Here is an 11713-nt window from a genome sequence, read left to right as displayed (position 1 = left end):
ATGGGATGGTTCGCCGAAAGGGGTAGACCAATGAAATCGCTCATCATCTGCACTTCCAAGTCGCACGGCAATATCCGCCAGGTGGCCGATCGGATGGCCGAGACGCTTGATGCCGAGGTTGTCGCGCCCGAGGCCGTTGATCCCGAAACACTGAGCCGGTACGACCTCATCGGTTTCGGTTCTGGAATCTATTACATGAGCGTCGACCCGCGGCTGCTGAACCTGATCCGACATATACCAACCGTCAATCACGTCCGCGCGTGCACCTAATTCACCAGCGGCGCCCACGAAGTCCCATTGTGTAGCTACCACAGGCCCCTTCGGAAACCTTTCGAAGCGAAAGGTTTTGAGATGATTGATTCGTTTTTTCGTGCCGCAGGTTGGACACTATTGGTTCCTTCGTGTTCATCGGCGGCATCAAAAGGGGGCGGCCAGCCCACGATCACCTCGAACGCGCCGCGGCATTTGCGGTGTGTCTGCACAAACGGGTTGAGCCCCTTCCCCGCAACTGCAAAGGACTTTGGTGACTTTCGTCGGGCCGTAAGCCCCTAATGTCGGGATTCCGTCAGTATTAACGTGCCCTCATGGCCGCCGAATCCACCAGCCGGCAATCTGAGGGACCGAACCCCCACAAGTGGGGGGACCTCGCTGTCAGTGGCCTGGGCGGAGTTATCAAGCCGTTCACCCACACCGGCAAGTATCTCGCTCAATCGTGGCGCGATTACCTCGATCAAGCGCCAAACCAACTCCCGATAGCACGCCCTACTCTAGCTCTGGCCGCGCAGGCTTTTCGCGACGAAATCGTCTTGACCGGACTTAAGGCGCGCCGCCCGGTCAGTCGGCCCGAGGTGTTCGAGCACATCACCCGCGAGGTGATCGCCGGACTTGACTTCTACGGCGGCAAAGGCTGGTTGCAAAATCCGACGGAATTCTTCACCGAACCGCCGCCCCTGCCCGAACTCACAGTCCGCCACGTCCGGGGATACCGGCGTTCCTTCTATCGCCTCTCCTATGTCAGTGGGTACCGACCGTGTCCCGGTGAACCGGGTGCGCAACGGTGGCGAACGTACACCGGGAACAACCGTGAGTACGCACTTTTACTGCGCCATCCGCAACCGCGTCCCTGGCTCGTGTGTGTGCATGGCACCGAAATGGGCCGGGGCACAATAGATATCGCCCTTTTTCGCGCGTGGAAACTGCACGACGAGCTCAAGCTGAACGTCGTGATGCCCGTGCTTCCGATGCACGGCCCCAGGGCGCGTGGCCTGCCCAAGGGGCGAGTATTTCCGGGGGAAAATGTTCTTGACGACGTTCATGCGACCGCTCAGGCGGTGTGGGATATCCGGCGGCTGTTGTCCTGGATTCGCTTGCAGGAGCCGGATTCGCTGATCGGATTGAACAGTCTTTCGCTCGGCGGTTATATCGCCGCACTGGTTGCCAGCCTCGAGAGCGGACTCACCTGCGCGATTCTCGGTGTCCCGGTGGCGGACCTGGTGACGGTGCTGGGGCACCATTCCGGCCTGAGTCTCGACGACCCACGTCGTCGCACGATGAAGTTGGCCGAACCCATCGGGCGGATGACGTCGCCCCTGTCGCTTACTCCGCTCGTCCCCATGCAAGGGCGCTTCATCTACGCCGGCATCGCCGATCAAGTCGTGCATCCGCGCGAACAGGTGATTCGCCTGTGGGAGCACTGGGGTAAACCGGAAATCGTCTGGTACCCCGGTGGGCATACCGGATTCTTCCGATCCCAACCCGTGCAGCGGTTCGTGTGGGGAGCGCTACAGCAATCCGGGCTCCTGGGCGCATCGACGCTGCCCCGCGGCAGATCCGCGTAATCGAGGAAGCGGTGAGAGCCCTCAATCCGCTGGACGCCGCGATGATTACCGCGGAGTTGGTGTCCAGTCCCATGCATGTCGGTGTCGTGCTGATACTGTCGCCGCCGGCAGATGCCGGGCCGGACTACATCGATCGGCTGCATCGCGAAGCGCTCACCGACAACCACTCCATTCATCCGAGGCTTCGCAGGTATCCGCATCGAGGTGTTGATACCGGTGGAATATGGGTCTGGCGTGATGTCGACACCGTCGACCTGAGTCGACATTGCCGGCGCTGCAAGGTCTCTGGGGGCCACGATAACTTCTGGCGACTGATTGGCGAATTGGATGCAAAGCGCCTTGACCGGTCGCGCCCGATGTGGATGTCGTACCTGATAGACGGCTTCGAAGAGGGCAAGTTCGCGTTCTATGTCAAGGTGCACCACACCATCGTCGACGGCGTCGCGGGTTTCCAGATGATCGCCGACGCGCTGAGCACCGACCCGCTGTGCCGGTCGATGCCACCCTTTTATGCGGACTTCGGTCATCGTTCAACGCCGGTGCCGGCGTCGACCGGCTGGTTACACCGCCTAGTCGCAGCGGTTCGGTTCCCGGTCGATGCGGCGGCATCGGGCGCCGGCCTGATCGAACGGGTCATCACCGGCGAGCTGTCCACCGTGATCGGCAGCCTGGTCAGGCACACGACCGTCCTGCCGCTGGGAGCTCCGTACACACGATTCAACGGCCGGCTCGGCCCCGAGCGTGCGGTGTGTGCTGCCAGTTGGGCTAAGAGCCGTATTCAAGCAGTGCAACGGCGTGCCGGGGTGACCGGCAACGACGTGATCAATGCGGTGCTGGCCGCCGTCCTGCGGCGATGGTTGGGGGATTGCCGGGAATTGCCCACCCGGTCATTGGTGGCGATCTGTCCGATCACAGTCCGTGGCCACACCCGCCCCGCTGCGGAAAATGAGAAGTACGGCAACAGGTTCGGCCTGTGGCTGTGTCCACTGGGCACCAATGTGGACGATCCGGCGGCACGGCTGGCTATGATCCATCGCTCGATGTCGGAAGGGAAGGACTGGGTGTCAAAACGCGGCTCAGCGGCGTCGCTGCTGGTTACGGCGGGAAGTATCGCCGCGACGGTCATTCTCCCGATGCTTCCGTCGGCGCCGAAAATCCGGGCCGGATATAACCTGCCGATTTCGCATGTTCCCGGACCTCGCGACCAAATGTATTTCAACGGTGCGCATATCGAGGAGATGTATCCCGTGTCAACCGTCTACGACGGTCAAGCCCTCAACATCACGACGTGCTCCTACGCTGACCGGATCGGAATCGGATTCGTTGCGGGAGCCGAGGTGTTGCGCGACATCAGCGCCCTGATACCGCTGACCGAGGAATGTTTGCGCGAACTGGAAGCCGCCGTCGGAGTGGACGGCTGAGCGATCATCTGGGTGGCGACAGGATGGTGGGTGCGGCGCGCTCCGATATTCGGGCACGGGTAGAGGCTTTTCGGCGCGGGGCCGCCCCGTGGGTTCACCGTCGCGGACCGACGCACCGCACATGTGCGCCACCGCCACAAATACGCCGATATCCGTCTCCCGCCAGAGCGGCGGTTCTACTTCCACGCCTATGACGGCGACTCGACCGCCGCGGCTGCGACCATGCATGACTTCTGCAAGGCGTTGAGACATCTCGACCAGCAAGTGCTGGAATACCACCTGGAAAGGGGCGACTTCTCCCATTGGCTCGAGGGCACCATCGCCGATAAAGACCTCGCGGCGCGGGTAGCAGCCTGGGAGGACGAGCTGGAAGCCCACCGCGCTGCCGATTTGGAACGCATCCGCGACCAGCTCGTGGACGCGGTGGAGAAGCGTTATCTGCCATCAGAACGACGCGGCTGAGTTGAGCGGATGTCGTAGATTGCGCCAGCGCGGATCTATTTCGGCGGGACATGAGCTGGCGATCATTCCGCCCGACGCGGGGACTATTGGCCCTGGCAGCCGGGGCGTCGCCCAGCCAGACTGGCACCATGCGAATGAAGGCAAAGCGCACCGCCGAAACCGCGGCGCTGCTGCTGTTCTTGTACGGTGCGCGCCGGTATTACCGCAATTGGGGCACGACAAAGGCGGAGTCGCAAATGCTCTTGCCGGGCGATACCTTAGTAGCCGACCCGGCTATTCAGACGACTGAAGCGGTATACATTGACGCGCCCGTCGCCGCGGTGTGGCCCTGGCTAGTGCGGATGGGCCAGGATCGAGGTGGTTTCTATGGCTGTGCGGGGCAGAAGAATTCGGCTGGCCTGTGCCGCCATGATGCCGACCAGATACACCCGGAATCGCAACAACTCGAAAGAGGAGATCGAGTGTGGCTGGCTCCCGAGGGCTGGTTGGGTTCACGGGATGGCGTGACGGCGACCGTTGCCGAAATCGTGCCGGAAAAGTACCTGGTGCTCAATGCCACACGAGAAGACGAACGCTGGAATGCAGTGTGGTCGTTTCATGTTCAGCCGCACTGGGAGGACAGGGTTCGGCTGCTCACCCGCGTCAGAATCGGCTTGCGCCACCCCGGCGAGGTGTTCGTTATGGAACTTGTCAGGCCCGTAATAGCCTTCGGCACCCGGGGTCTGTTGCTTGGAATAAAGCACCGGGCCGAGCAATCGATCAAGACATCCGCAATGGGGCCGCAAACGATTCTCGGTGCTGGCTGAGGCGGGCGCAGCGATGCCGAGCACGCGTCTGCCACATGCGTCGGGCTCTGGCTCGAAACACCAGGCCGGTCTTCGCTCCACCTATCTGGTGATGACTTGGACGTGCTTCGCTGCGGGCGCCGCCTCTGAAACCTTGACCGAGACGGTCAGGATGCCTTTGTCGTAAGTGGCCCGGATGGCGCCCTCGTCTTGCGCTGGTAACCACCGCCTGGCCGCCACCAAGGCCGGCGGGTCAATTGGCAGTCAACCGGAGGTCTAACGACCCTAGCTTCGGCAAATGGGTGGCTCTACCGTCGGCAACAGGCGGGAAACTTCGATCCAGTCCGAGGAGGATGCGATGACCACCGCACGTGACATCATGAATGCCGGTGTGACTTGTGTGGGAGAGCACGAGACGCTCAGTGTCGCAGCGCAACACATGCGCGCACGTGATATCGGCGCGCTACCGATCTGTGGAGACGACGACCGACTGCACGGCATGCTGACCGATCGTGACATCGTCATCAAAGGCCTCGCAGCGGGTCTGGATCCCAACACCACCACAGTCGGGGAACTGGCGCGAAACGGTGTCCACTACGTGACTGCCGATGCGAGCGTCCAGGAAATGCTCAACATGATGGAAGAGCACAAGATTCGGCGCCTTCCGGTCGTCGAGGCCCGGCGCCTTGTCGGCATGGTCACCGAAGCCGATATTGCCCGGCGTCTGCCGGAGCACGCCGTAGTGCAGTTCGTCAAGGCAATCTGCTCGCCCGCGGCGATCACCAGTTGACTGCGCCGGCACGGCGGGTTCGCTCGACCGTCGGGTATGGCAGCAACGCTGAAAACTCTGTTAGACAACGATCTCGGGAGGCGATGGGATGCGTGATGCGGTTCCGCTAGGGAGATTTGCCGGGTTCGAGATCAAGGTTCACTGGAGCGTGATGGTGATCCTGTGGTTGTTCACCTGGAGTCTGGCCACCGCGTTGCCCGGTGCCGTCAAGGGGTATTCGCGACCGATCTATTGGGTAGCCGGCGCGTGTGGCGCGCTGGTTCTGCTGGGATCGCTGCTGGCGCACGAACTGGCGCATGCTGTTGTCGCCCGCCGTATGGGAGTTCGCGTGGGGGATGTGACGCTATGGTTGTTCGGCGGCGTGACGACCCTGCAAGGTGAGGCGAAAACGCCCAAGGCGGCTTTTCGGATTGCGATCGTGGGCCCGGCAACCAGCCTCGCCTTATCGGCGGTATTTGCTGCGTTGGCCGCAGAACTGTCCGTGGCCCGCGCCGGAGCCATTGCCGTCAGCGTTGTTTGGTGGCTTGCGGTGATCAACCTCGTGTTGGGGCTGTTCAATCTGCTGCCCGGCGCGCCCCTGGATGGCGGCCGCTTGGTGCGTGCTTATTTGTGGCGCCGGTACGGCGACAGCGTGCGCGCCGTGGTCGGCGCGGCGCACGCCGGGCGCGTCGTCGCGGTCATCTTGATCGTGTTGGGATTGGCAGAGTTTCTGGTAGGTGGCCTTGTCAGCGGCGTCTGGCTGGCGTTCATCGGCTGGTTCATCTTTTCTGCCGCGCGCGAGGAAGAGCTACAAGTGACGACGCGTCAGGCACTGGCCGGAGTGCGCGTCGCCGACGCGATGACGGCGAACCCGCGTTCGGCTCCCGGCGAGGTTACGGTGGAGGAATTCATTGAACGGTATCTACTCGGTGCCCCGCACTCGGCATACCCGGTCGCCGACCGCGACGGTTCGATCCTGGGGCTGGTCACGTTGAGGCAGCTACGGGCGGTCGCGCCCGGCCGCCGTGCCGCGACGATGGTGCGCGACATAGCGCTGCCGCTGGACCGAGTGCCGACGGCGGCGCCCTTCGAGTCGCTCAGCGCGGTCATCGAACGATTGGCGGCGGCCGGTCCCTGCAGCCGTGCCCTGGTCGTTGATGGCGGCAGAGTCGTGGGCATCATTACGCCAAGCGACCTCGCACGCTTGATTGAGGTTTACCGGCTCGCCCACCCGAGTCCAGGTCAGGACGCGCATGCTCGGAAAATCGAAAAGCATTCAGGGGCATGATGATTAGGTTACCTGGGCGTGATCGAACGCGGTTTCGGACGGCATCGCAGGTGTGCGGGCGATGAAAGCGGTCATCGTGGGTATCGACGGTTCACAGGCGGCGGTCACGGCCGCGTTGTGGGCTGTCGATGAAGCAAAGAGTCGCGCTGTGCCGTTGCGGTTGATCTCGGTCATCGCACCGACGCATATCTCGCCGGACGAATACGCGCGCGATCTCGCTCACGCCGAAAGTTCACTCAACCAAGCACGAGATGCGATAGTCGCCAGCGGCAAAGGCGTAACCGTCGAAACGGAGATCCCGCGTGGGCCGGCGGGTGTGGCTCTGATCGAAGCGTCGCGCGACGCCGACATGGTCTGCGTCGGCTCGGTAGGGATCGGCCGCTATGCGCGTTCGCTGCTGGGCTCCACGGCAACTGACCTCGCCGAAAATGCACATTGTCCGGTAGCGGTTGTGCGCACCGAGTCCGACCGGCCGGCGCCGGAGATCAACTGGGTTGTGGTCCGGATGACCGACGCTCCCAATGACGACGTCGTCATCGAACGCGCCGCCCGGGAAGCACACCTGCGCAGGGCACCAATGCTCGTTCTGGGTTGTCGACCCGAGGAACTCACCGAGGATGCGGACGGCGCATTCGAGCGCCGCGTAAAGGAGTGCCGGAAGCGTCATCCCGAGGTGCGCGTGTACCCGATCACGACCAAGGACGAGATTGCCAGCTTCTTACGGACGAATGGTGAACGAGTCCAGCTCGCCGTGATCGGTGCTTCGGAGGCCCATCAGCTGGCGCGGCTCGTCGGTCCCACCGGACATCCGCTGTTTCGCCACCCAGATTGCTCGGTGCTTGTCGTTCGCGGTTAGCGACGAAACCGCCTTCACCAATCCCCGCCGGCTGGGAACTGGGCCGGCGATTTACGCGCCACAATTGTTGGCACCCGCGCCATCTGGCTGACCGCCTCGCCGACCGAACCCACCAGTAATTTGGCAAATTCGCCACGGCCACGGCTGCCCACCACTACGAGTTGGGCACCTTCGGACCGCTGGACGAGTTGCCGTGCCGGCGTGTCGCGCACGACGATGCGATCGACCTGCACATCGGGATATCGTTCCTGCCAGCCGGCCAAACGCTCGGCCAACGCCTCTTCGGCCATTGACAGTGTTGTCGGCCAATCGATTTCGGGCCACTCCGCGACGTTGGTATCGGCCCATGCGTGTAGTGCGAGCAGCCCGACGTTCCTCCACGAAGCTTCGTCGAAAGCCAACGCGGTCGCCAGCTCTGAGGCAGGCCACGATGCCCAACGATGCGTTTCCCGATGACATCACCTGACCCCTAGTCGCAGGTGCTTGGCGTGCTGGTGCTGAATCGGATTGGCAGTTCGCGCGTACTCGTGCCGGGTCGCCGCCGGCGATTGTCCTGAGCGGCTCAATTGAGTCCCTCGATCTCGTCGGCGGCATCGGCCAGCGCCGTCGCCAACTCACGGGCCGCTGCGGCGTCCAGCGTTTCCAGGTGGCGGCTGTGGACTGCGAACTATCCGGGCGCCCGCGTCATGCAGCGCGCGGGATATCTGGGCTCGACGTCGTGGCTTGCGCCGACGGGGGAGCCGGCACCGGCTTCCAGCCGACATAGGTCAGGTAGAGCCCGACCAGCCCGACGACGATGGCAACAGTCACCCACAGGGCGGTCATGCGCATCGCGGCGTCGGCGGCTCCCATGAAGGCATGCGGGAAAGCCATCAGAAATACCGCGCGCAGCGCGAAGACCCATCCCACGACCGACACGGTGATCGCCGCCGCACCTCGCCAGTACTGGTGAAGCCCGACAATGACCAAGGCCGCCAGCAGCAGGAAACCGGCTGTCACGTATGGCAACGCGGAGTTGGCCTCGAAATCCGACAGTAGCTTCCGCATCTCCGATGCGCGGGCTACGGTCGTGGCGGCGAAGATGACCAAGAACGGGCCGAGCACGCGGGCGAACATCCGGGTGCGGAGCTCTGGTTGTTCCGTGGTACTCATTTTTCACACCTCCATTGCTGCGCCTGGCATCCAGCTAGTGACAGGTCACTGTGCGCGAGATTTCCATCTCTTACCGATATTCGAGCATCCAAGCTGGACATGCTGCGAGGGACTGAAGTCCCACGCCATCGGGACATTCGTCGTGAATCCGTCACCGGGGGCCGTCCCCGTTCGCGTGGTGACCATTGGTCGGGACTCAAGGACAAATGACCCTCGTCGGTGCGGCGCGGCGCTAATACCGTCGAGATGGTTGTTTGCGGCCCCCGCAGAAAGGTTGACTCGTGTCTGATCAGGTGCCCACCGCCCCGCGACAACCTGCGGCGGTGGCAGCCCGGATGAGCGACATCAGGACGCACAGGAGTCACACCACGGCCGTTGATGATCAGGCCGCTCCGACCGTGGTTCTCGATCCGGAGGAGGCTGCCGATCGGCTGCTCCGGGATCTGCGCAGCACCAGCGAGGGCCTCTCGACCCGCGAGGCGGAGCGGCGGTTGCTGCAGTACGGACCGAATTCGTTACGGCAACAGCGCGTGCGCCACTGGCCTGCCGAGCTGGCACGCCAGTTCACCCATCCGCTGGCCCTGCTGTTGTGGTTGGCGGCTGGACTGCTGCTGATCGTCGATTCGAATGTCGTTGCCACCGCGGTCGTATTGATCATCGCGCTGAATGCGGCGTTTTCATTCGTTCAGGAGCTGCAAGCCGAGCGGGCGGTGCAAGAACTCGCAAAGTTTCTGCCGCAGCACGCCACCGTCGAACGCGACGGAAAGATAGCCGAAGTCGACGCGACCCGGCTAGTGCCCGGTGACATCGTGTTGATTCGGGAGGGGGACCGCATCGCCGCAGATATCCGGCTGCTCGACGGTGCCGTCGGGGTCGACATGTCTGCGTTGACTGGGGAATCCGTGCCGGTGCTGCGCTCAGCGGCCATGGCGGAAGCTAATGTGCCGCTGTTGTCCGCGCATGAGTTGGTGTTCAGCGGCAGCAGCTGCACCGCCGGCGAAGCGCGCGGAGTGGCGTTCGCGACCGGCATGGCGACCGAGATCGGCCGCATCGCGGCGTTATCCGAGCGAGTCAAGCCCGATCAGAGCCCGTTGGAGCATCAGGTCCGTCGGGTCGCCTGGCTGATAGCGGCGGTATCGGTGATGCTGGCGCTGTCCTTCATCCCGGTGGCGACCCTGGCTGCGCACCTGACCCTGATCAATTCGCTGGTGTTTGCTGCCGGCCTGCTGGCCGGGATGGTGCCAGAAGGTCTGCTGCCGGTGATAACGCTGGCGCTCGCGGTGGCGGTGCGGCAATTGGCGGGCCGTGGCGCTCTCGTCAAGCGCCTCTCCGCGGTGGAAACGTTGGGTTCGACCGACGTGATCTGCACGGACAAAACCGGCACTCTGACCGAGAACCGAATGGTACCGGTCGCCGCTTGGGTACCGGGGCAACGAGTTGAGCTGGGCGACGAGGGTTGTACAGCCGACTCCGCGTCTGTGCGGTCGTTGGCCGCGGCCGCGGTCAGCTGCAACAACGCGCGCCTGAACCACGGGGGTGATCCGACCGGAGACCCGACCGAGATCGCCATCCTGATGGCCGCTCACGCGTTGGGCGCAGACCCCGATCACCGTTGTCGAGACACGCAGCGCCGCTGTCAATTTCACTTCGATCCCGAACTGAAGCTGATGTCGACCGTCGACCAAATGCCCGATCAGCCATGCGTGGTTCACACCAAGGGTGCCCCGGAAGCGGTGTTGTCGATATGCAATCGCGTTCTTAACAGCGACGGCCATCCGGTAACACTCGACGCTGCTGGGCGCGGGGAAGTCGAGGCGGCCGTCAATGCATTCGCCGCCGAAGGTTTGCGTGTGCTCGCTTTCGCATCGCGCGAGCTGAACATCGACGAACCGCAACCGCAACGCCGTACCGATGCGGAGCGCGACCTGTGCTTCACCGGCCTGCTCGCGCTGCTGGATCCGCCACGTGCGGGTGTCGCCGACTCGGTCGCCCAGTGCCGGACGGCCGGGATCCGCATCATTGTGATCACCGGCGACCACCCACTGACCGCGAAAGCCATCGCCCAACGCGTCGGCATTACGGGTGAGCATCCCACCGTGGTGACCGGTGATCAATTCGACCGGCTCAGCGAGGCCCAACTCGCGGCGCTGATTCAGGACAACCCCGAGGTGATCTTTGCCCGGGCTTCTCCGGAAGCCAAATTGCACATTGCTGAGGCACTGCACGACGGTGGGCACGTGGTCGCCATGACCGGCGACGGCGTCAACGACGCCCCAGCGTTGCGCTGCGCAGACATCGGTGTGGCGATGGGCAAGTCCGGCACCGACGTCGCTCGAGAAGCCGCGACGATGGTGCTCGTCGACGACAATTTCAGCACCATTGTCACCGCTGTGCATGCCGGCCGGCGCATCTATGACAACGTGCGCAAGTTCATCGTCTACATCTTCGCTCATGCGACGCCAGAAACGGTGCCGTTCTTGTTATTTGCCGTCAGCGGCGGATCGATACCACTGCCGATCACGATCATGCAGATCTTGGCTTTCGACGTAGGCAGCGAGACACTGCCCGCACTATCACTGAGTCGCGAACCCGCCGAACCGGGCATAATGGTCCGCCCGCCGCGCCCCCGCACCCAGGGCGTGATTCGCGGCCCGATGTTGGCCCGAGCCTGGCTGTTTCTCGGAGGCATCGTCGCGACGCTGCAAATGGTCGGCTTCTTCTACGTGTTGTTGAAGGCGGGGTGGCAGCCGGGCATGCCCGTATACGGAGGTGCCCCGCTGTACCACGCCTATCGCCAGGCCACCACGATGACATTCTTGGGCATGATGGCCGGTCAGGTCGGAACGGCTTTTGCGGTGCGAACCCAACGCGCCTCGCTACGGTCGGTCGGCGTCTTCACGAACCGGTACCTACTGGCCGGCATTGCCGCCGAAATTTTACTGGCCGCCCTGTTCGTTTACGCACCGCCTATGCAAACCCTGCTGGGAACCGCCCCGCTACCTCCTTCTGATCTCCTTCTACTGCCGGCATATCCGGTGATCGTCTGGGGGGCCGATGAATTCATGCGTTACCTGCTCAGGAAGCGGCATCGCGACACGTAGCCAATCGGCTCAGCACGCGGTAAGGCAACCGTCCCTTCGGG

The 11713-nt window shown here is 63.3% G+C and carries 10 protein-coding genes and 2 pseudogenes; 9 read left to right on the top strand and 3 right to left on the bottom strand.

The window, feature by feature from the left end; genetic code table 11:
• Nucleotides 1-30 precede the first annotated feature (30 nt).
• The 5 genes from AC5Y4F_RS11495 (at nucleotide 31) to AC5Y4F_RS11475 (ending at nucleotide 4527) form a co-directional block, all read left to right on the top strand.
• Nucleotides 31-270 (top strand): flavodoxin domain-containing protein, encoded by a 240-nt coding sequence (locus tag AC5Y4F_RS11495; protein ID WP_156749968.1) that lies wholly within the window; start codon nucleotides 31-33, stop codon nucleotides 268-270.
• 314 nt (nucleotides 271-584) lie between these two features.
• Nucleotides 585-1838 (top strand): alpha/beta hydrolase family protein, encoded by a 1254-nt coding sequence (locus AC5Y4F_RS11490; protein ID WP_067932247.1) that lies wholly within the window; start codon nucleotides 585-587, stop codon nucleotides 1836-1838.
• Between the two features lie 11 nt (nucleotides 1839-1849).
• Nucleotides 1850-3259, top strand: coding sequence for a wax ester/triacylglycerol synthase family O-acyltransferase (locus tag AC5Y4F_RS11485; RefSeq protein WP_499996773.1), 1410 nt, complete (start codon nucleotides 1850-1852; stop codon nucleotides 3257-3259).
• A 123-nt stretch (nucleotides 3260-3382) separates the two neighbouring features.
• Nucleotides 3383-3721, top strand: a complete 339-nt coding sequence (locus AC5Y4F_RS11480) for a hypothetical protein (protein WP_499996772.1) — start codon at nucleotides 3383-3385, stop codon at nucleotides 3719-3721.
• Nucleotides 3722-3849: 128 nt separating this feature from the next.
• Nucleotides 3850-4527 (top strand): hypothetical protein, encoded by a 678-nt coding sequence (locus tag AC5Y4F_RS11475; RefSeq protein WP_067932243.1) that lies wholly within the window; start codon nucleotides 3850-3852, stop codon nucleotides 4525-4527.
• A gap of 81 nt (nucleotides 4528-4608) precedes the next feature.
• Here the strand turns inward: AC5Y4F_RS11475 and AC5Y4F_RS11470 are convergent.
• A pseudogene (locus tag AC5Y4F_RS11470) lies at nucleotides 4609-4716 on the bottom strand (Hsp20/alpha crystallin family protein); the annotation flags it as partial.
• 148 nt (nucleotides 4717-4864) lie between these two features.
• Here AC5Y4F_RS11470 and AC5Y4F_RS11465 point away from each other — a divergent pair.
• The 3 genes from AC5Y4F_RS11465 to AC5Y4F_RS11455 all read left to right on the top strand — a co-directional run bounded on the left by AC5Y4F_RS11465 (nucleotide 4865) and on the right by AC5Y4F_RS11455 (nucleotide 7419).
• The gene (locus AC5Y4F_RS11465) at nucleotides 4865-5296 is read left to right on the top strand and encodes a CBS domain-containing protein (protein WP_499996770.1); all 432 of its coding nucleotides are present in this window, start codon (nucleotides 4865-4867) and stop codon (nucleotides 5294-5296) included.
• Nucleotides 5297-5384: 88 nt separating this feature from the next.
• Complete coding sequence (locus tag AC5Y4F_RS11460; RefSeq protein ID WP_499996768.1) at nucleotides 5385-6563, top strand: site-2 protease family protein; 1179 nt, start codon at nucleotides 5385-5387, stop codon at nucleotides 6561-6563.
• A gap of 61 nt (nucleotides 6564-6624) precedes the next feature.
• A complete protein-coding gene (locus AC5Y4F_RS11455; protein WP_499996766.1) occupies nucleotides 6625-7419 on the top strand; it encodes a universal stress protein in 795 nt (264 codons plus the stop codon).
• Between the two features lie 14 nt (nucleotides 7420-7433).
• On the opposite strand, the pseudogene AC5Y4F_RS11450 reads toward AC5Y4F_RS11455, so the two are convergent.
• Nucleotides 7434-7841: pseudogene (locus tag AC5Y4F_RS11450) on the bottom strand (universal stress protein); the annotation flags it as partial.
• A 262-nt stretch (nucleotides 7842-8103) separates the two neighbouring features.
• Complete coding sequence (locus AC5Y4F_RS11445) at nucleotides 8104-8535, bottom strand: hypothetical protein (protein WP_082947512.1); 432 nt, start codon at nucleotides 8533-8535, stop codon at nucleotides 8104-8106.
• Nucleotides 8536-8906: 371 nt separating this feature from the next.
• Here AC5Y4F_RS11445 and AC5Y4F_RS11440 point away from each other — a divergent pair, with 371 nt between their 5' ends.
• Complete coding sequence (locus tag AC5Y4F_RS11440; protein WP_499997064.1) at nucleotides 8907-11672, top strand: cation-translocating P-type ATPase; 2766 nt, start codon at nucleotides 8907-8909, stop codon at nucleotides 11670-11672.
• Nucleotides 11673-11713 lie beyond the last annotated feature (41 nt).

Source organism: Mycobacterium sp. NGS56 (genome assembly GCF_059812425.1).
Note: the sequence above shows the minus strand (reverse complement) of the source record. Positions and strands in the feature narration are given on the sequence as shown.

Excerpts from the sequence above, each read along its gene's own strand:
- AC5Y4F_RS11495 (WP_156749968.1), top strand. The coding sequence starts at position 31 with ATGAAATCGCTCATCATCTGCACTTCCAAGTCGCACGGCAATATCCGC.
- AC5Y4F_RS11490 (WP_067932247.1), top strand. The coding sequence starts at position 585 with ATGGCCGCCGAATCCACCAGCCGGCAATCTGAGGGACCGAACCCCCAC.
- AC5Y4F_RS11475 (WP_067932243.1), top strand. The coding sequence starts at position 3,850 with ATGCGAATGAAGGCAAAGCGCACCGCCGAAACCGCGGCGCTGCTGCTG.
- AC5Y4F_RS11465 (WP_499996770.1), top strand. The coding sequence starts at position 4,865 with ATGACCACCGCACGTGACATCATGAATGCCGGTGTGACTTGTGTGGGA.
- AC5Y4F_RS11460 (WP_499996768.1), top strand. The coding sequence starts at position 5,385 with ATGCGTGATGCGGTTCCGCTAGGGAGATTTGCCGGGTTCGAGATCAAG.
- AC5Y4F_RS11455 (WP_499996766.1), top strand. The coding sequence starts at position 6,625 with ATGAAAGCGGTCATCGTGGGTATCGACGGTTCACAGGCGGCGGTCACG.
- AC5Y4F_RS11445 (WP_082947512.1), bottom strand. The coding sequence starts at position 8,535 with ATGTTCGCCCGCGTGCTCGGCCCGTTCTTGGTCATCTTCGCCGCCACG.
- AC5Y4F_RS11440 (WP_499997064.1), top strand. The coding sequence starts at position 8,907 with ATGAGCGACATCAGGACGCACAGGAGTCACACCACGGCCGTTGATGAT.